General features: G+C 70.4%; 19 protein-coding genes and 1 tRNA gene. 14 read left to right on the forward strand and 6 right to left on the reverse strand.

Annotated features, from left to right (window positions below):
- The first annotated feature begins 2 nt into the window (after positions 1–2).
- The 3 genes from A4R43_RS41110 to A4R43_RS41120 are packed head-to-tail and all read left to right on the forward strand — an operon-like array spanning position 3 to position 1,796.
- Positions 3–326 (forward strand): hypothetical protein, encoded by a 324-nt coding sequence (locus A4R43_RS41110; RefSeq protein WP_162788783.1) that lies wholly within the window; start codon positions 3–5, stop codon positions 324–326.
- 5 nt (positions 327–331) lie between these two features.
- Entirely contained in the window at positions 332–655 is a 324-nt protein-coding gene (locus A4R43_RS41115) for a hypothetical protein (protein WP_113697022.1), read from the forward strand.
- A gap of 7 nt (positions 656–662) precedes the next feature.
- Positions 663–1,796, forward strand: coding sequence for a transglycosylase SLT domain-containing protein (locus A4R43_RS41120; protein ID WP_113697023.1), 1,134 nt, complete (start codon positions 663–665; stop codon positions 1,794–1,796).
- 19 nt (positions 1,797–1,815) lie between these two features.
- On the opposite strand, the gene A4R43_RS41125 is transcribed toward A4R43_RS41120, so the two are convergent.
- A complete protein-coding gene (locus A4R43_RS41125) occupies positions 1,816–4,755 on the reverse strand; it encodes a glycoside hydrolase family 3 protein (protein WP_236808604.1) in 2,940 nt (979 codons plus the stop codon).
- Between the two features lie 194 nt (positions 4,756–4,949).
- Here A4R43_RS41125 and A4R43_RS41130 point away from each other — a divergent pair, with 194 nt between their 5' ends.
- From A4R43_RS41130 to A4R43_RS41155, 6 genes are all read left to right on the forward strand, one after another.
- A complete protein-coding gene (locus A4R43_RS41130) occupies positions 4,950–5,954 on the forward strand; it encodes a LacI family DNA-binding transcriptional regulator (protein ID WP_113697025.1) in 1,005 nt (334 codons plus the stop codon).
- A gap of 92 nt (positions 5,955–6,046) precedes the next feature.
- Positions 6,047–7,279, forward strand: coding sequence for a sugar ABC transporter substrate-binding protein (locus tag A4R43_RS41135; protein ID WP_113697026.1), 1,233 nt, complete (start codon positions 6,047–6,049; stop codon positions 7,277–7,279).
- A complete protein-coding gene (locus A4R43_RS41140) occupies positions 7,276–8,175 on the forward strand; it encodes a carbohydrate ABC transporter permease (protein WP_113697027.1) in 900 nt (299 codons plus the stop codon). The genes A4R43_RS41135 and A4R43_RS41140 overlap by 4 nt, the downstream gene beginning before the upstream one ends.
- Entirely contained in the window at positions 8,172–8,981 is an 810-nt protein-coding gene (locus A4R43_RS41145) for a carbohydrate ABC transporter permease (protein ID WP_236808607.1), read from the forward strand. Before A4R43_RS41140 ends, A4R43_RS41145 begins: the two co-directional genes overlap by 4 nt.
- A gap of 9 nt (positions 8,982–8,990) precedes the next feature.
- Complete coding sequence (locus A4R43_RS41150) at positions 8,991–10,940, forward strand: glycoside hydrolase family 31 protein (protein WP_113697028.1); 1,950 nt, start codon at positions 8,991–8,993, stop codon at positions 10,938–10,940.
- A gap of 32 nt (positions 10,941–10,972) precedes the next feature.
- Positions 10,973–11,692, forward strand: coding sequence for a hypothetical protein (locus tag A4R43_RS41155; RefSeq protein WP_113697029.1), 720 nt, complete (start codon positions 10,973–10,975; stop codon positions 11,690–11,692).
- A gap of 5 nt (positions 11,693–11,697) precedes the next feature.
- Here the strand turns inward: A4R43_RS41155 and A4R43_RS41160 are convergent, their stop codons facing one another.
- Entirely contained in the window at positions 11,698–12,123 is a 426-nt protein-coding gene (locus tag A4R43_RS41160; protein ID WP_113697030.1) for a nitroreductase family deazaflavin-dependent oxidoreductase, read from the reverse strand.
- A gap of 89 nt (positions 12,124–12,212) precedes the next feature.
- Here A4R43_RS41160 and A4R43_RS41165 point away from each other — a divergent pair.
- Positions 12,213–12,286: transfer RNA gene (locus A4R43_RS41165), tRNA-Ile, on the forward strand.
- Positions 12,287–12,378: 92 nt separating this feature from the next.
- On the opposite strand, the gene A4R43_RS41170 is transcribed toward A4R43_RS41165, so the two are convergent.
- Positions 12,379–12,558, reverse strand: coding sequence for a hypothetical protein (locus tag A4R43_RS41170; protein ID WP_113697031.1), 180 nt, complete (start codon positions 12,556–12,558; stop codon positions 12,379–12,381).
- 480 nt (positions 12,559–13,038) lie between these two features.
- Here A4R43_RS41170 and A4R43_RS41175 point away from each other — a divergent pair, with 480 nt between their 5' ends.
- From A4R43_RS41175 to A4R43_RS41185, 3 genes are all read left to right on the forward strand, one after another.
- Positions 13,039–13,368: a hypothetical protein gene (locus A4R43_RS41175; protein WP_162788784.1), complete on the forward strand. Its 330-nt coding sequence runs from the start codon at positions 13,039–13,041 to the stop codon at positions 13,366–13,368.
- A 218-nt stretch (positions 13,369–13,586) separates the two neighbouring features.
- Entirely contained in the window at positions 13,587–14,702 is a 1,116-nt protein-coding gene (locus A4R43_RS41180) for a S1 family peptidase (RefSeq protein ID WP_113697033.1), read from the forward strand.
- A 138-nt stretch (positions 14,703–14,840) separates the two neighbouring features.
- Positions 14,841–15,455, forward strand: coding sequence for a GNAT family N-acetyltransferase (locus A4R43_RS41185; RefSeq protein ID WP_162788785.1), 615 nt, complete (start codon positions 14,841–14,843; stop codon positions 15,453–15,455).
- On the opposite strand, the gene A4R43_RS41190 is transcribed toward A4R43_RS41185, so the two are convergent.
- Positions 15,456–16,691 carry a PucR family transcriptional regulator gene (locus A4R43_RS41190; protein ID WP_113697034.1) on the reverse strand — a complete coding sequence of 412 codons (1,236 nt, stop codon included), beginning with the start codon at positions 16,689–16,691 and terminating at the stop codon, positions 15,456–15,458.
- A gap of 64 nt (positions 16,692–16,755) precedes the next feature.
- On the opposite strand from A4R43_RS41190, the gene A4R43_RS41195 reads away from it, so the two are divergent.
- Positions 16,756–18,240, forward strand: coding sequence for a flavin-containing monooxygenase (locus A4R43_RS41195; RefSeq protein WP_113697035.1), 1,485 nt, complete (start codon positions 16,756–16,758; stop codon positions 18,238–18,240).
- 18 nt (positions 18,241–18,258) lie between these two features.
- Here the strand turns inward: A4R43_RS41195 and A4R43_RS41200 are convergent, their stop codons facing one another.
- Complete coding sequence (locus A4R43_RS41200) at positions 18,259–18,912, reverse strand: S1 family peptidase (protein WP_113697036.1); 654 nt, start codon at positions 18,910–18,912, stop codon at positions 18,259–18,261.
- Between the two features lie 140 nt (positions 18,913–19,052).
- Positions 19,053–19,979 carry a LysR family transcriptional regulator gene (locus tag A4R43_RS41205; protein WP_113697037.1) on the reverse strand — a complete coding sequence of 309 codons (927 nt, stop codon included), beginning with the start codon at positions 19,977–19,979 and terminating at the stop codon, positions 19,053–19,055.
- Positions 19,980–20,067 lie beyond the last annotated feature (88 nt).

The raw sequence follows: 20,067 nt of genomic DNA on the forward strand, positions 1-20,067 counted from the left end.
CCGTGGCTCCGCCGAACATCCGGATGAACCCGGACGGGGTCCGCCAGGTCGCCAGCGACCTGCGGGCCGGTGCCGACACGGCCAAGCACACCATCGGCACGCTGTTCCACAGCGGAAACCAGGCCGCCGGCGCGCACGCGGACTGGAAATCGGGTGCCGCGCTCAAGGAATGCGGCCACACCTGGTGGAAGGAGCTGACCACGCTGGTCGAGCAGACCGCCCACACCGCGTGGAAACTGGACCAGAGCGCGGAGCAGGTGTCCAATATGGACAAGCAAGCACGGGAACGGCTCGGCGCCGTGCTCGGCGATCTGCGAACGGCCTGAGCGCCATGGGGAACACGGGGTACGAGGTGAACCCGGCCGCGCTCAAGCAGGGCTCCGGCGCCGCGGCCGGCGTGCGGGAGCAGCTCGGCAAGGACGGCCGGATTCCCGACGAGACAACACAAACGGCCGCCCGCACGCTCAGCGCGGAAAACTTCCAGCTCGGTCCAGCGCTGAAGAGCACGGGTGAACTCTGGTACTCGCAGATCACCACGCTGCACCAGGCGTGCCACAAGATCGAGCAGAGCCTGGCCGCCGGTGCGGGCGGATACCAGCTGAACGAGGACAAAACCGAAATGTCCATGGCGGAAATCGCCCAGTTCTTCGAGTAGGCGGGGCATGCTGAACTACGAGAACCTGTACCACGCCCCGGTGCACGCCCTCGAGCAGGCCGTCGACGACTGGAGCCGGGTGATCGGCAAGGTGGAGGCGCTCGGCTCGGAGCTGGCGGACACGGTGACGCAGCCGCTCAAGGCGTCCGGCTGGAAGGGGCCTGCCGCGCAGACCGCGATGTCGTTCCTCGGCGAGACCAGCAAGGAGTTCGGTGACGCGGCCAAGCAGGCACGCGGCATCCGCGACCTGCTGGAGGAGGCGCACGGCCGGATCAAGCGCAACCAGGACGCGCTCTACCGCATCACCGACCACGAGGCGCCCGCGAAGGGGCTGAAGGTGGACCAGAAGGGTGAGGTGACGGCGAATCCGCCGGTCGATCCGCAGGACCGGTCCACCTGGCGCGGCAAGGACGACATCCGCGACGCCATCGAAGAGGGCAGGCACGCGATCGAGGCCATCAAAACGCGGATCAACCAGGTGCTGCGTGACGCGTCGGAGGCCGACGAGACCGCGGCGTGGGCGTTGCGCGCCAACCTGGGCGGGGAGAAGCACGACTTCAACCAGCCGCAGCACACCAGTCTCGCCGGGGCGTGGAACGCCGGTGCCTGGAAGAACTCGGTCACCGGCAACGGCAGCTTCCTCGACCCGCACGGCAAGGACATCGTGGCGGCGGCGAACAAGTACGGCATCAATCCGAAGGTGCTCGCCGCGCTGCTGATCCAGGAGGGCGAGGGCCGTTCGCTCGGCACCAAGATCCCGTTCGACCTGTTCCGGCACGCGGAGTCGAAGGGCCTGGTGGGCAATTCCGTCGGGCTCGGCCAGATGCAGGCGGGCACCGCGGCCGAGCTGATGGCGAAGTACCACGGCGAGAAGGTCAGCCAGGACGACATCCGGGACAGGCTGGCCCACGACGACCGGCTGGCGATCGATCTCGCCGCGGCCAACCTGCACCACCTCAAGAGCACGTACGGCATTTCGGACGAGCAGGCGTACACGGCCTACGCCGCGGACGACAAGCTCATCCGGGCGTGGCTGCGCGATGACACGAACTATCCGAACTACGGCAACATGACCGAGCGCTCGGACAGCTTCGCCAAGCGGTACCGGGAAGCCAACGACGTCGGTGGCCTGGTGCGCTAGGCCACCGACGCCGGCGTGCTCAAGCGAGCCGGAAGGTGCCCAGTGACACCGGTCCGCCGAACACCAGGTACAGGTCCCCGCGGCCCTTCATCCCGGTCAGCGGCGCCGAAACCGTGGTGTAGTCGTACTTCCCGCCGGTCTTCGGCACGGCCAGCGTGCCGAGCACCGGGCCACCCGGCCCGCCGCTGCGCACGGTGATGGTCGCGGGCCCGGGCGCCGAAACCAGCGCGGTGATCTGCGAGCCGTGCAGGTTGGCGTCCCGGAAGGCGATCCAGCCACCGTCCGAGGTGACCGACGTGCCGCGTTCCTTCGACCGGTCGGTCAGCGTGATGCCCTGGTAGTCGTCGAAGTTCTCCGCTTCGGTCTCGCGGTGCAGGTCACGCGGCGGAATGGCCTCACCTCGCACACGCAGTGCCGTCCGCACCCGGATGTCCGCGCTGGACGCACCGACCAGCACGTCGTGCGTGGCCGTCTCGACCACCCAGCGGTCCCGCGTGACGTCCCAGTGCGCGAGGTCCGCGGCCCGCAGGGAAAGCGTCACCGTCTTCGCCTCACCCGGCGCGAGGTGCACCCGCGCGAACGCCCGCAGGCGCAGGTTCGGCTGCGGATCGCGCGAAGTGCGCTGGTGCGTGTAGAGCTGCACGACCTCGTCACCCGCGCGGGTCCCGGTGTTCGTCACGACCACGTTCACGCCGACCTCACCCTGCGCGGACATCGTCGGCGCGCTCAGCCGCAGGTTCCGGTAGTCGAAGGTGGTGTAGGACAGGCCGTACCCGAAGGGGTACAACGGATCCCCGGTGAAGTACTGGTAGGTCCGGCCCGACTTGATGATGTCGTAGTCGAGCAGGTCCGGCAGGTCCGCGGCCGAGCGGTACCAGGTCTGGGTGAGCCTGCCCGCCGGATTGACGTCGCCGTAGAGCACGTCGGCCAGCGCGTGCCCGGTTTCCGCGCCGGAGTGCGTCATCCAGACCACCGATCGCACGTTCTCCTGCGCCCAGCCGATCGTGGTCGGATAGCTGTTCTCCAGCACCAGCACGGTGTCCGGGTTCGCCTGCCGCACCGCCTCCAGCACGGTCTGCTGCCCGCCGGCGAGGTTCAGGTCGGCCCGGTCGTCGTCCTCGCGGCCGCTGATGAACGGCATGCTGCCCGCGACCACCACCGCGAGGTCGGCGGCCTTCGCCGCCTCGACCGCGCTCTCGACGCCGCTGCGCACCACCTCCCTGGTGAACACGGTGGCCTCGGCGGGGGACTTCGCGGTGACGGTCAGCCGCCCGTCGGCGCCGACGGCCACGTACTTCTGGTCGCCGAACCACGAGTCGTCGGTCTCGTTGCCCGCGTACTCCAGCACGTGCCCGCCGCCGTGCGCGACGAGCTTGAACTGCTGCTGCACGAACCAGCCGTTCGGCTGCTCGGCGTTGTTGACCACGGTCCGGTCCGGGCCGAAGGACAGGAACCGCCCGTTGGCCAGCGCACGCAGCGTGACGATGCCCTCGCCCCAGTCGTAGACGTCGAACCTCGTGTCGTCGCCGGTGGAGGCGGTGACGGCCAGCGGGGTACCGCCACTGGTCGCGGTGACGTACCCGGCTGCCGTGCGCAACGCGATCCGGTCCACGCCTTCGGTGGTGGTCACCGCCGCGCCCGCCGCCTCGGTGATCCCGTCGAGCGGCGTGATCCGGTAGGGCAGCGCACCGGAGTACCAGTCGGTGTAGAGGGTGTCGGCCAGCTGGCCGATCACCGCGACCGTGCGCCCGCGCGGCAACGGCAGCAGCCCGTCGTTCTTCAGCAGCACGATCGCCCGAGCCGCGGTTTTCCGTGCCAGCGCACGGTGTTCCGGCGTGTCGACGACCTCCTTGCCGATGTGCCCGTACGGCCCGCCGCCCGGGTCGAACTCGCCGAGCCGGACGCGGAGGCTGAGGATGTGCCGGACCGCGTTGTCCACATCGGACTCTTCGAGCAGGCCCTGCGCGAGCGCCGCGTGCACCGCTTCGATGGTCTTCGCCGAGTTGGTGTCGTCGACGGTGAAGCTGTCCAGCCCGGCCCGGAGCACCGCGGCGTCGGCCTCGGGCTGCGTGGCGTAGTAGGCCTGGCTGCCGGTCAGGTTGTTCGGCCCGCCGGCGTCGGTGACGTTGAACAGGGGCCGCCGCGTCCAGGTGCGCACCACGTCGTTGTGGTCGAAGTGCGCGGTCATCGGCCTGCCGTTGACCAGGTTGTACGCCGACATCACGCCGGTGGCGGCGTCGGCGGTCAGCGCGGGCCGGAACGCCGCCTCGTAGTACTCGCGCTTGACCCGGGGCCGCAGCACCGACGAGCTGGTGTCGCGCCGGACCTCGTTGTTGTTCGCCAGGTAGTGCTTGAGCACCGGCGCGGCCCGCAGCCGGTCGGGGTCCTCGCCCTGGATGCCGCGGCCGTAGGCGGTGGAGATCGCGCCGGTCAGGTACGGGTCCTCGGAGTAGCCCTCCTCGTTGCGGCCCCAGCGCGGGTCGCGCAGCAGGTTGACCACCGGCGCCCACAACTGCAGCCCCCACACGCCGGGGTTCTCCGCGTGGAAGCCGCGTGCCTCGGTGCCCACGGCCGTGCCGACCTGCTCGACCAGTTCCGGGTCCCAGGTGCTCGCCAGGCCGATGGCCTGAGGGAACACCGTCGCGGTCGCGGTCACCACGGCGCCACCGGCGGACTTGTCGGTGGACCACGCGATGCCGTGCAGTGCCTCGGTGCCGGTTTTGAACGCCGCCACGCCCAGCCGCGGCACGGGGGCCTGGTACTGGTGCAGCAGCGCGACCTTCTCGTCCAGCGTGAGCCTGCCGAGCAGGTCCGCCACGCGGGCTTCGAGGCCCAGCGACGGGTCGCGGAACGGGAACTCCTGCGCCAGCGCCATGCGGGGGAGCACGGCCGCCAGCAGTGGGGCCGCGGCGGCGATGGTGAGCACGCCGCGGCGGGAGATCGGGGACGTCGAAAACACAGCCACCTCCGGACAACGCTGTCGAAGCGATTCGACAGTCATCGATGATCTGTCGGACTGCAGTGGTGCGCGGTGCCGGGACTATCGCACCGTTCCCGCGCCGGGGTCAACGGGTCTTGTGTTCTCCGGCTGACTGGCCTAACCTCTGCCATCCGGAAGAGCTCGTCGATGCGCTTCGACTCACGGGAGGCGAGATGATCACCATCGCCGACGTGGCCCGTGACGCCGGGGTCGCGCCGAGCACGGTCTCCTACGTGCTGTCCGGCAAGCGCTCGATCTCACCCGAGACGCGGCGCCGGGTCGAGGCCAGCGTCCGCAAGCTCGGCTTTCACCCGCACGCCGGCGCCCGCGCGCTGGCCAGCAGCCGCACCCAGGTGCTCGCGCTGGTGGTGCCGCTGCGCACCGACATCCACGTGCCGGTGGTGATGCGGTTCGTCACCTCGGTGGTCACCTCCGCGCGCAAGTACGACCACGACGTGCTCCTGCTGACCGCCGACGAGGGCCCCGACGGGCTGCGCCGGGTGGCCGGTTCGGCCAGCGCCGACGCCATCCTGGTGATGGACGTGGAGGCCGACGAGCCGCGCGTGCCGGTGCTCCAGTCGCTGCTGCGGCCGGTGGTGCTGATCGGCGTGCCGGACGACCCGGCCGATCTGTCCTGTGTGGACCTCGACTTCACCGCCGCGGCGGCCAGGTCAGTGCAGCACCTGGCCGAACTGGGGCACACCGACATCGCGCTGGTCGGGCCGTCGCCGAACGTCTACGAACGGGGCACCAGCTTCGCGGGCCGGTTCCTGCGCGGTTTCGCCGCCAGCGTGCAGGAACGCGGCCTGCGGGCCACGAACCACGCCTGCGCGCCCTCGTACGCGGCGGTGCGCGAGTGCGTGGCGAAGATACTGGCGGACCAGCCGGAGCTGACCGGGCTGGTGGTGCACAACGAGGCGGTGCTCGGCGGCGTGCTGGCCGAGCTGCAGCGGCACGGCAAGCAGGTGCCGCACGACGTTTCCGTGGTGGCGGTCTGCCCGGAGGACATGGCCGCGCAGTACGCCATTCCGCTGACCACGGTGGCGATCCCGTCCGACGACGTGGGGCGGATCGCGGTGGAGATGGCGATGCGGCAGCTCGAAGGGGCCGGATCGGCCGAAGTCCGGCTGCTGTCGCCGAAACTCACCCCGGGAGGCAGTACCGCGCGCCGGCGCTGAGGCACCGGCTCTGGATCGGTTCCGCACGCCGATTTCGAAGCGCTTCGACAGTGCCCAAGAGCAAGAGAGAGTGCCAAGAGACGGAGGACCAGATGAGCAGTGCCGCTCGAACAACCCGGAACCTGGTGCTCACCGGGCTCACCGCGAGCGCGCTGGTGCTCGCCGGCTGCGGCCCTGGCGAGTCCGGAGGCCAGGCCGCGGGGGAGATCACCGCGCTCGACTACTACGCCGACCAGCAGGGCAGCAAGGCCTGGCAGCAGGTGCTCGACACCTGCGCCGCGGAAACCGGGATCAAGATCAACCGGCAGACCGTGCCGACCGACCAGATGCTGCCCAAGATCCTCAAGGACGCCAGCTCGCGCACGCTGCCGGACCTGCTGTTCGCGGACAACCCGTCACTCCAGCAGATCGCCGCCACCGGCGCGCTCACCCCGCTGACCGACTACGGCATCTCCACCGACGGCTACTACCCGGGCATCGTGAAGGCAGGGACCTACCAGGACAAGGTGTACGGGCTGGCCCCCGGGGTGAACGGGCTGGCGCTGATCTACAACAAGGACCTGGTGCAGCAGAACGGGATCGAGCCGCCGCAGACCTGGGAGCAGCTCAAGGCCGCGGCCGCCGCGCTGACCAAGGACGGCAAGTACGGGCTCGCCTTTTCCGCGCTGGCCACCGAAGAAGGCACGTGGCAGTTCCTGCCGTTCTTCTGGAGCAACGGCGCGGACCTGGCCCAGCTGGACTCCCCGCAGGCGGTCGAGGCGATGCGCTTCGTCAGCGACCTGGTCACCTCGGGCTCGGCGTCGAAGTCGGTGCTCAACTGGAACCAGAACGACGTGGCCGACCAGTTCGTCACCGGCAACGCGGCGATGATGATCAACGGCTCGTGGAACCTGGCGCGGCTGGACGAGACCGCCGGGCTGAACTACGGCGTGGTGCCGATCCCGACGCCGCGTCCCGGCGTGGCCCCGGCGGTGGCGCTCGGCGGTGAGGTCGGCGCGATCCCGGCCACCGGCGCCGACCGCCAGCAGGCCGCCGCGAAGGTGCTCAGCTGCATCCTCAGCGAGCCGAACATGGTCGCCTGGGACAAGGCGCACGCCTACGTTCCGTCCAAAGTGGAGGTAGCGAAGAAGTTCGGCCAGGAGAATCCGGCCATGCAGCCGTTCGTCACCGAGGTGGAGACGGCGCGCTCCCGCACCGCCGAACTCGGCGAGCGGTATTCGACGGTCTCCCAGGCGCTCGGCGCGGCCCTGCAGTCGGTGCTGGCCGGGCAGCAGTCCCCGGAGGACGCGCTGCGGGCGGCGCAGGAACGGGCCGGCCGGCCGTGACGCTGGGCTCCGCCAGGTGGGCCGCGTGGGCCTTCCTGCTGCCCGCGGTGGCCTACGTGGTGCTCTTCTTCGGGTACCCGCTGGTCAACAACGTCTCGATGAGCTTGCGGGAGTACTCGGTCCGCTCGTTCTACACCGGGGAAGCGCCGTTCACCGGGCTGGACAACTACGCGGCGGTGCTCGGCGACCCGCTGTTCGGCACGGCCGTGCTGAACACCGCGGTGTTCACCGTCGCGTCGATCTTCTTCCAGTTCGCCATCGGGCTGGCGCTGGCGGTGTTCTTCAGCGCCCGGTTCCCGTTGAGCGGGCTGCTGCGCTCGCTGCTGCTGTTGCCGTGGCTGCTGCCGCTGGTGGTCAGCGGCGCGGTGTGGCGGTGGATGCTGGACCAGGACCACGGCGTGATCAACGCGGCGCTGCGGGCGCTCGGCCTCGCCGACGGCCCGACCCCGTGGCTGACCGAGCCCGGCTGGGCGCTGCCCGCGGTGATCATCGTGAACATCTGGATCGGCATCCCGTTCAACCTGGTCATCCTGCACGGCGGGCTGCGGGCCATCCCGGCTTCGCTGTACGAGGCGGCGGAACTGGACGGCGCGAGCGCGTGGCAGCGGTTCCGGCACGTCACCTGGCCGCTGCTGCGCCCGGTCACCGCGGTGGTGCTGATGCTCGGGCTGGTCTACACGATCAAGGTGTTCGACGTGATCATGGTGGTCACCGGCGGTGGCCCGGCCAACGCCACGCAGACGCTGACCACCTGGGCCTACCAGCTGTCGTTCGACGGCGACTTCGCCTTCGGGCAGGGCGCGGCGGTGGGCAACCTGCTGGTGCTCATCGCCACCGTGTTCGGCCTGCTCTACCTGCGCTCGGCGCGGGCGCAACTGCGGGAGGAGCAGCGGTGACCCGGTACCTGCGCACCGCGGCCGGGATCGCGGTGGTGATCGTGCTGCTGTTCCCGCTGTACTGGATGGTCAACGCCTCCTTCCAGCCGGCGGGCTCGCTGCTCAAGCCGGCACCGGACTGGGTGCCGGTGAACGGCACGCTCGACGGCTACCGCAGCGCACTGTCCACACAGGGCGGTCACCTGCTGGCCAGCCTGGCGGTGGCGGCGGGCACCGTGGTGGTGTCGCTGGCGATCGCCATGCCCGCCGCGTACGCGCTGGCGCAGCTGCGGGTCCGCGGTGTGCAGGCGTTCGTGTTCGCGCTGCTGATCGTGCAGATGGTGCCCGGGCCGGTGATGGCGAACTCGCTGTACACGCTGTTCAGCGAGTTCTCCCTGATCGACAGCTACCTCGGGCTGGTGCTGGCCGATTCGACCGCGACCATTCCGTTCGCCGTGCTGGTGCTGCGCGCGTTCATGCTGTCCATCCCGCGTGAGCTGTCCGAAGCGGCCAGAGTGGACGGTGCCGGGTACTGGCGGGTGTTCAGCTCGATCATCGTGCCGGTCAGCCGGAACGCGATGGTCACCGCCGGGTTGTTCTCGTTCCTGTTCGCCTGGGCCGATTTCCTGTTCGCCGTCACGCTCACCACGGGACGCGCGATCGAGCCCATCACGGTCGGCATCTACCGGTTCATCGGCAACCAGAGCGCCGACTGGAACGCGGTGCTGGCCACCGCGGTGCTGGCCTCGATCCCGGCGGCGGTGCTGCTGGTGATCGCGCAGCGGTACGTGGTCGCCGGGGTCACCGGCGGCGCCCTCAAGGACTAGGGAGTTGGGATGATCGAAGTTCGGGTCCGCCACGAGGTGATCCGGATCGAGCCGTGGGGCCCGGACAGCCTGCGCGTGCGCGTGGGCCGGCACCGGATCACCGAGGACCTGCCGGGCGCGCTCGTCGCACCCAAACCGTCCGAAGTGGAGGAGTCGGAACACCGGATCGTCAACGGTGCCCTGACCGCGACGGTGGAGCTGGTTGACACCGACACCGGTGTGGTGCCGGTGCTTTCGTTCACGCGCACGGACACCGGCGCGGAACTGTTCACCGAGCAGCGCGCGCACTTCTGGTGGCCGGGGCCGCGGCTGCGGGAGGAACGCGGCGGCGGGTACGCGCGGCTGGAGCAGCGGTTCCACGCCTATCCCGGCGAGCGGTTCTACGGCCTCGGGCAGCACACGCACGGGCGGCTGGACCAGAAGGGCATGGTGGTGGATCTGGTGCAGCGCAACGGGGAGGTGTCCGTCCCGTTCGTCCTGTCCAGCCGCGGTTACGGTCTACTGTGGAATTCCCCGGCGGTCGGCCGGGTCGAGCTGGCGGAGAACGGCACGCGCTGGGTCGCCGATTCGGCGCGGCAGATCGACTACTGGGTGACCGCCGGTACGCCGCTGCAGATCCTGTCCCGCTACGCCGACGCGACCGGGCACGCCCCGATGCTGCCGGAGTGGGCGAGCGGCTTCTGGCAGTCGAAGCTGCGGTACCGCAGCCAGGAGGAACTGCTCGCGGTGGCCAGGGAGCACAAGCGCCGTGGCCTGCCGATGTCGGTGCTGGTGGCCGACTTCTTCCACTGGACGCACCTGGGGGACTGGCAGTTCGATCCCGCCGAGTGGCCGGATCCGGACGCGATGCTCGCCGAGCTGGATTCGCTGGGCATCCGGCTGATGGTGTCGATCTGGCCGTCGGTGAGCCCGCTGAGCGCGAACTACGCCGAGATGCGGGACCGCGGGCTGCTGGTCGGGACCGACCACGGCATCCCGGCACACGCTCCCTGGCACGACAAGGGTTTCGACGTCGAAATGCCGGTGAGCTTCTACGACCCGACCAATCCGGCGGCGCGGGAGTTCGTCTGGCGCACGGTGAAGGCGAACTACTACGACCGCGGGGTGCGCGCGTTCTGGCTGGACGCCTGTGAACCCGAGCTGCAACCGGGCCACCCGCACAACCTGAGCTTCCACAGTGGACCGGGCAGCGAGGTGGCGAACCTCTATCCGCTGGCGAGCGCGCAGACCTTCCACGAAGGCGCGCGCGGGGACGGCGCGGAGGACGTGGTGCTGCTGTGCCGGTCGGCGTGGGCGGGCAGCCAGCGCTACGGCGCCGCGTTGTGGTCGGGTGACATCCCGGCGACCTGGGCTTCGCTGCGGGCGCAGGTGCGTGCCGGGCTGAACGTGGCGTTGTCCGGGATCCCGTGGTGGACCACCGACATCGGCGGTTTCCACGGCGGTGACCCGGATTCGCCGGAGTACCGGGAGCTGATGGTGCGGTGGTTCCAGTACGGCGTGTTCTGCCCGCTGTTCCGGCTGCACGGGGTGCGGGATCCGCGGGTGCCGTTCGGGCCGGAGATGACCGGCGGGCCGAACGAGGTGTGGAGCTACGGCGAGGAGGCGGGTGAGCTGATCGCGGCGTCGTTGTGGTTGCGCGAGCGGATCCGGCCGTACCTGATGACGCAGATGCGGGCCGCGCACGAGCACGGCACGCCGCCGATGCGGCCGCTGTTCACCGAGTTCCCGGACGACGCGGCGGCCTGGGAGGTGGACGACCAGTTCCTGCTGGGCCCGGACCTGCTGGTCGCGCCGGTGCTGCACGCCGGGGCCCGGTCGCGCTCGGTCTACCTGCCCAGTGGCGCGACCTGGACCGACGCGTGGACCGGCGAGGTCGCCTCGGGCGGCCTGGTGGCGGCGCCGCTCGACCGCATCCCGTTGTTCCTGCGTGACGGAGCGAAGTTGCCGATCGCGGGGTGATCCGCCGGCGTTCCGGGCACGTAGGAACGGGTATGGCGTGGCGAGTGGCGAACGCACTGGAGGCACTGCTGGCGCAGCTGGACGCGCTGGCCCCGAACCGCAGCCGGGTCAGCGACGGCTCGATCGGGGACACCTCGCACCAGAACCGCAGCAGCGACCACAACCCGTGGTACGGGCCCGGAATCGTGACGGCGCGGGACTTCACGCACGACCCCGGCGGCGGGCTCGACTGCCGCTGGCTCGCCGCGCGGCTGGTCGAGGTGCGCGACCGGCGGATCAAGTACGTCATCTGGGACCGGCGGATCGTGGACTCGCGGATCAGCCCGTGGGTGTGGCGGCCGTACCACGGGCCCAATCCGCACACCGGCCACCTGCATCTTTCGGTGCTGCCGGACCCGTCCTGCGACGACGTCACCCCGTGGGACCTCGGCGTCCCGGTTTCCGACCACTTCGAGGAGCAGAGCGTGGAACTGACCGCGGGCACCTTCGTGTCCAAGACCCTGGTGTGCCCGTCCGTGGCCGCCGACCTGGTGATCAGCCTGGGGTTCGTTTCGTTCACCGTGCACCACGTGAAGTTCTTCGGTGCCACGCCGGAGTCCGGGGCCGCGGAACTGGCTTCTCACGGTGAACAGTTCGTGGACCCGGCGCGGCCCTATGTGCTGCCGGTACCGGCGGGGGCGCTCACCGCCGAAATCCTCTACACGCTCCCGGTTGTCACTCCGCAGCACACGGCGGTCGCCGCTTTCCGCTGATTTGTTCAGCGTCGGCTGAGCACCACCAACGGGATTTCCCGGTCGGTTTTGGCGCGATAGGAACGGTAGGTGGGAAAGAGTTCCACCATCATTTCCCACAGCCGGTCCCGTTCGGCGCCTTCGGCGGGCCGGGCGTCGGCCTCGAAAACGTCGGAGCCGACCTGCACGGTGACCGCCGGGTCGGCGGTCAGGTTCAGGTACCAGGCGGGGTGCCGGGCCGCGCCGCCGTTGGAGGCGACCACGACGTACCGGCCGTTGTCCTCGCCGTAGTAGAGGGCCGTGCGCCGCAGCTGGCCGCTCTTGCGCCCGCGCGTGGTGAGCAGCAGCGCGGGCACCCCGTGGAAGACTCCGCCCTGCTCACCGCCGGTTTCCAGGTAGCGCTGAACGTGCTGGGCGACCCACTTGGTGGGGCTGTCCGTCGGCTCGGCCATGCGCTCACCCTACCGGCGGCCCCCACCGCCCATGAGGTAAGTTCGACCAGCGACTCGCGGGGGCTTTCGTCGCGCCCGCACGGTCGCGAGGGCCGGTAGCTCAGTTGGTCAGAGCAGGGGACTCATAATCCCTTGGCCGCGGGTTCGAGCCCCGCCCGGCCCACGAGGCGGATGCCCCTGTTCGTGCGGCCTCCGGCCGCACTCCCAGTGCCCGCGGTATTGCCCGGGGGACGACCCCCGGCACGCCTTGGTGGATCAGGCGGCGTTGTTGCCGGGCGGCGCAGGCGCGGCGGGCCTCGGCTTGAACTTCTTCTTGCCGAACAGGCTGATGCCGAAGCCCAGCACGCTGAGCCCGAAGAAGCACAGGATCAAGCCGCCGAACTGCGCCTCGCCGTCGGTGTCCGGGCTGCGCGCGCTGTTCGAGGAACTGGACACGACCGCATCCGGGGTCGGCCAGTGCCTGGATCCCGACGACCTCCAGGGCTATCGCGGCCAGGACCAGGACGATGCCGCCGGTGATGCGCCCGCTGGTCCGGCGGGGCGGCGGGACGTACGGCGGCTGCTCGGCGGCGTTCGGCTCCGACATGGGCCACAAGGTAGCAGGCCCTCCCCGATTGGGCCGAATGGCGCTTTTCTTTTCCCCGGATTTGCGCTTTCCGAAATGGCGACGCCGAAACGCCAAAGGTAGCTGTGGTGGGCATCACAGCGGCCCGGGGCGCGGTAACGCCGTGCCAATGGGTGCCGATCGATCAGCGAACAGTAGAGGGGAAAATGATGCGTAGTGCCCGTTGGGCTGGTGTGACGGTTGTTCTTTTGGCGTCGGCGTGCAGTGGCGCCACGGAAGCGGCGCCGGTCGCGTCACCGCCGCCACCTCCGCCGCCGGTTTCCTCTCCGGCGCCCGAGCGCGTGGTGTTCATGATCGAGGTCTCGACCCACGACAGTTCGCTGGGCGCCAATTTCGACAACGCGAAGTGCCTGTGGCGGCAGACCGAATGGACCATTCGCGACGGTGCGGGTGCGGTCATGGCCACCGGCAAGCTCGAGCGCGGTGACGGGGTCGTCCGCCAGGTCGAGCCGCTCTACGAATGCGTGTGGCGGATGCCGCGGATCGAGGTGGCGCCGACCGACTCGTACCAGGTCGAGCTGAGCACCCAGCGGATCTCCGGCGAGAAGCGCACGACCTCGGAAACCGTCTCGCGTGCCGACACCGTGCGACCGGTCTACCTCCACTTCCCGCGACCCTGACCGGGGCGGAGTCGGTGGCGGGGTCGGCGCGGCCGAGGTGATCCGGTGTGGTGTAAGGGATTTCGCGGTGCCAGCCGGGTTGGGTGCCCTGCTGACGGGACAACCGCGCTGATGGCCATTTTCGGACAGGAACTGGTCTAGACCTGGACCTCCGCTACCTGGCCGCACACACTCGGATTCGCACGTACCCCTCCCTGTCCCCACCTCGAGGAGTTCTGATGCGTCGAAAAAATCTGCTCTCCCTGACCGCCACCGCCTGCCTGGTGCTCTCCGCGGTCACCGCCGGAACCGCGGCCGCCGCACCGGAGGTGTCACCCGGACTGGTCTCCGCGATGCAACGCGACCTCGGGCTGACCGCCGATCAGGCCCGCACCCGGCTGGCCGACGAAGCCGTCGCGAGCCGCGTGCTGCCGGTCGCGCAGGCGGCCGCCGGGGCCGCGTTCGGTGGTGCCTGGTTCGACCCGGGCCGCGGCAAGCTGGTGGTCGGCGTGACCGACCAGGCTGCCGCGGCCGCGGTGGAGAACGCCGGGGCCGTCGCCACGCCCGTGCCGGTCAGCGCCGCCCGGCTGGACGCCGCCAAGGCCGCGATCGACGCCGAACCGGCGCCGGCCGAGGTCAGCGGCTGGCGCGCCGATCCACGCCGCGGCAGCGTGGTGATCTCCGTCCAAAGTGGATCGAACAGTCCGGAACTGGCCGCCTTCCTCGACAAAGCGAGAGCCGCGGGGCCGGTCACCGTGGAAACCGGGCCGAAGCCGGTGAGCTACGCGGCGGGCACGGTCGGCGGCGATCCCTTCTACATCAACGGGAACGTCCGCTGCTCGATCGGGTTCTCGGTGCACGGCGGCTTTGTCACCGCCGGGCACTGCGGTGGCGTCGGCAGCTCGGTGACCGGCTGGGACGGCTCGGCCATGGGCACCTTCCACGGCTCGTCGTTCCCCGGTGACGACCTGGCCTACGTCGGCATCGGCCACGGCTGGTGGACGGTGCCGGTGGTGCTCGGCTGGGGCACGGTCAGCGACGCGCTGGTCCGCGGTTCGTGGGTGGCGCCGGTGGGCACCTCGGTCTGCCGGTCCGGCTCGACCACGCACTGGCACTGCGGCACCGTGCTCGCGCACAACGAGACGGTGAACTACGCGCAGGGCGCGGTGCACCAGATGACCAAAACCAGCGTGTGCGCCGAACCCGGTGACTCCGGTGGCTCGTTCATCACCGGCGACCAGGCACAGGGCGTGACCTCCGGCGGCTGGGGCAACTGCGGTTCCGGCGGGGAGACCTGGTTCCAGCCGGTGAACGAAATCCTCCAGCGTTACGGATTGTCACTGGTGACGGCGTGAGCCCACGGCCCCGCCCCACCGGCAGCGGTGGGGCGGGGCCGTCCCAGTGGTCACCATCGGAAGTCCCCGGGGTCTCGACTGGATCCGCCGATACCCGCGAAGGACTTCCGATGGCGACCACTAGTAAGGTCACCGGTGATGATGACGCAGCCGGTGGGGGAGTTCGCTGGGGTGCCGGGCCTGACCGGCAGCAAGGTGCGCCTGCGCGCCATCACCCCCGCCGACCGGCGCACGCTCACCGGCTTCGACCGCGAGTCCGCCGCCCGCGCCGCGGTCGGCCGCTACCAGCACTGGGCCGCCCACCGGACCGGGGACGACCTCCAGTTCGCCATCGAAACCCGGTACAGCGGCATCCTGGTCGGCTCGATCACCGCGATGCCGGACGTCGGCGGTCGCAGCAGCCGGTTCAGCTACGGCGTCGGCATCGGCGACTCCTACCGCCGCTGCGGGTACGCCGCCGACGCGATCACCGTGCTGCTGAGCCACATGTTCTTCGAGCGCGGCTACCGCAAGTGCGTGGTCGGCATCTACGGCGGCAACGTCGCCTCGCTCTCGCTGCACGGTGTGCTCGGCTTCCGCGAGGTGCGCCGCGTCCGCGACACCGAACTGCACCTCGGCGGCGTCCGCTACCAGGTGATGATGGCGATCACCGCGCCGGAGTTCGCCGCCTGCCGCCGACCGCCGGAGCCCCAGCGCGGCCGCCACTGGCGCACCCGCCGCGGCCGCCACTGGTTCACCGACAAGTCCGCCTGATCATCCCGCGCTTCCCCGCCACCGCAGCACTTCCAGCGCGGCGGCCACGCTTACCGCGTTGTCGGCCAGCGGCTGCGGCAGCAGCTCCCCGGCACGCGCGAGCCGCCGCAGGACCGTGTTGCGATGCGTGTACAGGCGTTCCGCGGTGCGCGTGGTGTTGCCCAGCTCGCGCACGTAGGTCAGCACGGTTTCCCGGGTGTCGGCGTCGGCGGTGAGCAGGCCGCCCAGGGTTTCGGCGAGGAATTCGTCGGCCTGCTCCGGCTGGGCGGTGAGCAGCGCGGCGAGCTGGACGTCGGGATAACGCGCGACCTGCCGCGGCGAGATCAGCCTGGTCAGCATCCGCTGCGTGGTGACGGCGTCGAGATGGCTGCGGCGGAACCCGTCGACGTCGGCACCGGGACGGCCGATGGTCACCCTGGCATCGGGATAGGCGGCCAGTTCCGCGGCCAGCGGCCCGGCGGGCGGCGCGGTGCCGACCGGCAGCCACACCCAGAGCGCGGCCGCCCCGGCCACCACGGTCAGCCGATGGGTGGCGCCCGCCGTGCGCATGACGGCTTCGGCCGCGGCCTCCAGTTGCTCGGACGCGGTGCCCGAATCGTTCCAGACGACCGCGGCGGTGTGCCATCCGGTCAGCCCGTACCCGAGCTGGACCTCGGCGCGGGACCGGCTGATCGGCGCGCCTTCCAGCAGCAGCGTGACCACCGCCCGCCGCTCAGCGTGCGCGCCGCGGGTCAGTTCGGCGCGCTCGGCCCGCATCTGCTCGGTGACCGCGGCGACGGTGTCGTCGATGAAGGTGGAGATGGACAACGCGGAGACGTTGAGCAGTTCACGCAACCGCACCGGGTCGTCGGTCAGCTCGAAGCAGATGTCCATCCAGCGCCGCCAGGCCACGCCCTGTGCGGTGCGGTAGGCCTCCAGCGCGGTTTCGTCGAGCCCGCGCCGCACCAGGTCGCGGGCGGATTCGAGCAGGTCGGGCGCGGTGTTCGCGGGCACCCGCCGTCCCGGGTGCGAGACGTTGGCCGCCGCCCAGTGCCGCAGGTTCGCCAGATTGGCCCGGCGCGTGGCGGCGGCGAGCACCGGATCCTCGGCCACCGGCCGCATCCGCTGCCCGCTCAGCGACGCCTCGTGCAGTTCCTCCAGCCAGTCCGGCCGCAGGTCCAGCACGATTTCCGCGCCACGCCGGAAGAGCAGCTTGCCCTCGGCGGACAGCGGTGGCCAGGTGGCAGTTCGCACCATCTGATCAGCATGATGGTGCGTGTTGCACTGGCGCAAGCCCCGGCCGCCAGCGCACTGTAAGGACATGACCACCTCGCAGACCCCCGTCGAGCACCTCGACGTGCTCGTGGTCGGGGCCGGCATCTCCGGCATCGGCGCCGGGCGGTACCTCAAAGCGGAGCACCCGGCCAAGCGCTTCGCCATCCTGGAGGCCCGCGCGGCCTCGGGCGGCACCTGGGACCTGTTCCGCTACCCCGGCATCCGCTCGGACTCGGATCTGCACACCTTCGGCTACGAGTTCAAGCCGTGGCGGGACGAGCAGTCGATCGCCGACGCCCCGCGCATCCTGTCGTACCTGCACGAGACCATCGACGAAAACGGCCTGGCCGCGCACATCCGCTACCACCACCGGCTGGTGTCGGCCGAGTGGTCCAGCGAGACCGCGCGCTGGGTGGCCGAAGTCGAGCGCACGGACACCGGCGAGCGCCTGTGGCTGAGCGCCAGCTGGCTGTTCGCCGCCGGTGGTTACTACCGCTACGACGAGGGCTTCACCCCGCACTTCGAGGGCCGGGAACGGTTCCAGGGCACGATCGTGCACCCGCAGCACTGGCCGGAGGACCTCGACTACGCGGGCAAGCGCGTGCTGGTGATCGGCAGCGGCGCCACGGCGGTCACGCTGGTGCCCGCGATGGCGGACACCGCCGCGCACGTGACCATGCTGCAGCGCACGCCGACGTACGTGATGCCGGTGCCGCGAGAGGACAAGTTCGCCAACCTGGCGCGCAAACTGCTCGGCGACGAGCGCGGGTACGCGCTGGCGCGCCGCAAGAACATCGCCAAGCAGATCGGTGTCTGGAAGTTCTGCCAGCGCTTCCCGAAACTGGCGCGGCGGCTCATCCGCTGGGCCAACACCAAGCAGTTGCCGCCGGGTTATCCGGTCGACGAGCACTTCAACCCGCCCTACGACCCGTGGGACCAGCGGCTGTGCGCGGTGCCGAACGGCGACCTGTTCCGCGCGATCCGCCGCGGCACGGCGTCGGTGGTGACCGACCGGATCGCCACCTTCACCGAACGCGGGGTGCGGCTGGAGTCCGGCCGCGAACTCGAAGCCGACCTGATCGTCACCGCGACCGGGCTGAACGTGCAGGCCTTCGGCGGGATCGAGCTGACCGTGGACGGCAAGCCGGTGGTGCTGAAGGAAACGCTGGCGTACAAGGGCATGATGCTGTCTTGGGTGCCGAACTTCGCCTTCGCCATCGGGTACACGAACTCGTCGTGGACGCTGAAGGTCGGCCTGCTCTGCGAGCACTTCTGCCGTCTTCTGTCCCATATGGACGAACACGGCCACGACAGCTGCCGCCCGGAGCCCGCCGACCCGTCGATGCCGACGCGGCCGCTGCTGGACTTCGCCGCCGGGTACGTCCAGCGTGCGGTGGACCAGTTGCCCCGGCAGGGTGATCGCATGCCGTGGCTGACTTCGATGAGCTACCACGCCGACGTCAAACGGCTGCGCGTGGACAGCGTCGCCGACTCGGAGCTGCGGTTCTCCCGGGCCGGCGTGCTGGCCTGACTCGGTCCACGGGAACGGTTACACGCCTGAGGTGTTCCTGATCCAGGTGCGGTTCGCGGCGATGCTGGTGTGCGTGGAGGTGTCCACCTTGTTGCCCGCGATGTGCACGCCGACCTGACGGCCGCCGACAAAAACGGGCCCGCCCGAGTCACCGCCGTTGGTGAGCCCGGTGTCGCGGTGGGCGCGGATCAGGCCGTTGCTGACGCTGATCACGTCCATGCGGGCGACCTTGAGGTAGCGCTGCAACACGCCGTCCTCGTTGTACCCCCAGCCGTAGACGTATTCGGTGTCACCGACGGCCACCGACGTGCCGAGCGTGGCGTAGGTGGTGCTGATCGACCGGTCGAGCTTGAGCAGCGCGATGTCGGCGCCGCTGGACGGGGTGTGGATGCTGGCCACCGCCGCGTACTTGCCGGACTGGTGGTCGATGTTGCCCACCTTCACCGAGTAGGTGGCGCCGGGTTCGTCGATGCAGTGCTGGGCGGTGAGCACCCAGGTCGCGCTGATGATGGAGCCGGAGCACCACTGCTGGCCGTTCTGCTGGACCATCGCCGCCCACGGGCCGGATTTGGCGTATTCACCGTCGATGATCGGGGCGGCGCCGGCGGCGGGAGCGACGGCGGTGAGCCCGGCCGCGCACAGCAGCGCGGTGATGAGACCTCGGATGCGCATCTTTTGTTGTCCTTCTGCGACAGGGGGAACAACGGGGAGAAAAGAATGCTAGGCAGGCGGGCAGACCGGTCGTTAGCGACGAAAGAAGGAAGAATTCGGCACCCGGATCGGCTAGCGCGTTGCTTTTCCACCCGGACGGCTCAGCGCACGGGTTCCCCGGGTGGCAGCCATTGGGTTGCCGGGTCGAACGGCCGCACCCGCTCGGCGATGTGCTCGATGAGCACCGGCAGCGCCGGGTGGCGGTTGCGCCGGTGCCACAGCATCGACCACGGGTAGAGCGGGGTCGGGTCGACCACCGGGAGCTGCACGATCCCGGCGTGCCACGGCACGCGCATGCGCTCCCCGCCGAAGGTGCAGCGGTCCGCCGACCGGGCGATCTCGTCGAGCATGTGGTCCAGCCCGAAATCCGGGCCCGCGGTCTCGACGCCGAACCCGAACTCGTGCCGCAGGTGGTGGTAGTAGTCGGCCCATTCGCTGCCCGGTTCGTTGCCGGGCATGGAGACCACCGTTCCGGCGAGATCGGCCATCCGCACCCGGCGCCGCCCGGCCAGCGGGTGCTTGCGCCCGGCCAGCAGGTGGTGCGGTTCCAGGTAGGCGGGCTGGTACGCGATGGCCGGGTCCAGCTCGCCGGTCACCCTGGCGAACGCGACGTCGATCGCGCCGCTGAGCAGCGCGGGCTGCCCGCTGCGCAGGCCGCGCGAGGTGACGATGTCGATCTCCACCTCGGGATGGGCCTCGTGGAAGGACCGGATCAGCTCGGTGGGGGACAGCCGGGTGCCGAGCACGTCCACCCGCAGCGGCCGGCGCGGCGCGCGCACCGACCGCACCGCCTGGTCGGCCAGCGCGATCAGGGCACGCGCGTCCGGGAGGAAGGCGGCGCCGTCCTCGGTCAGCTCGGTGCCGGTGCGGGCGCGGTGGAACAGGGTGGTGCCCAGGCTCGCTTCGAGCTTGGCGATCCGCTTGGAGGTCGCCTGCTGCGTCAGCCCGAGCCGGTCGGCGGCGTCACCGAAGTGCCGGTCATCGGCAACGGCGACGAAGGCCCGGACCGCACCGAGGTCCAGTTCCATGGGCCCGACCTTAGGCGCTGTCCGGTGAGTCTGGTCGATGGGCTTCGTGATCCAGGTGGTTCCTGGCGGTGCGGGCGGGTCGGCCTCG

This window comes from Amycolatopsis albispora (assembly GCF_003312875.1).
In the GTDB taxonomy this organism is placed as follows: Bacteria; Actinomycetota; Actinomycetes; order Mycobacteriales; family Pseudonocardiaceae; genus Amycolatopsis; species Amycolatopsis albispora.

Excerpts from the sequence above, each read along its gene's own strand:
- A4R43_RS41115 (WP_113697022.1), top strand. The coding sequence starts at position 332 with ATGGGGAACACGGGGTACGAGGTGAACCCGGCCGCGCTCAAGCAGGGC.
- A4R43_RS41120 (WP_113697023.1), top strand. The coding sequence starts at position 663 with ATGCTGAACTACGAGAACCTGTACCACGCCCCGGTGCACGCCCTCGAG.
- A4R43_RS41130 (WP_113697025.1), top strand. The coding sequence starts at position 4,950 with ATGATCACCATCGCCGACGTGGCCCGTGACGCCGGGGTCGCGCCGAGC.
- A4R43_RS41135 (WP_113697026.1), top strand. The coding sequence starts at position 6,047 with ATGAGCAGTGCCGCTCGAACAACCCGGAACCTGGTGCTCACCGGGCTC.
- A4R43_RS41150 (WP_113697028.1), top strand. The coding sequence starts at position 8,991 with ATGATCGAAGTTCGGGTCCGCCACGAGGTGATCCGGATCGAGCCGTGG.
- A4R43_RS41155 (WP_113697029.1), top strand. The coding sequence starts at position 10,973 with ATGGCGTGGCGAGTGGCGAACGCACTGGAGGCACTGCTGGCGCAGCTG.
- A4R43_RS41160 (WP_113697030.1), bottom strand. The coding sequence starts at position 12,123 with ATGGCCGAGCCGACGGACAGCCCCACCAAGTGGGTCGCCCAGCACGTT.
- A4R43_RS41175 (WP_162788784.1), top strand. The coding sequence starts at position 13,039 with ATGATCGAGGTCTCGACCCACGACAGTTCGCTGGGCGCCAATTTCGAC.
- A4R43_RS41180 (WP_113697033.1), top strand. The coding sequence starts at position 13,587 with ATGCGTCGAAAAAATCTGCTCTCCCTGACCGCCACCGCCTGCCTGGTG.
- A4R43_RS41185 (WP_162788785.1), top strand. The coding sequence starts at position 14,841 with ATGATGACGCAGCCGGTGGGGGAGTTCGCTGGGGTGCCGGGCCTGACC.
- A4R43_RS41190 (WP_113697034.1), bottom strand. The coding sequence starts at position 16,691 with ATGGTGCGAACTGCCACCTGGCCACCGCTGTCCGCCGAGGGCAAGCTG.
- A4R43_RS41195 (WP_113697035.1), top strand. The coding sequence starts at position 16,756 with ATGACCACCTCGCAGACCCCCGTCGAGCACCTCGACGTGCTCGTGGTC.
- A4R43_RS41200 (WP_113697036.1), bottom strand. The coding sequence starts at position 18,912 with ATGCGCATCCGAGGTCTCATCACCGCGCTGCTGTGCGCGGCCGGGCTC.
- A4R43_RS41205 (WP_113697037.1), bottom strand. The coding sequence starts at position 19,979 with ATGGAACTGGACCTCGGTGCGGTCCGGGCCTTCGTCGCCGTTGCCGAT.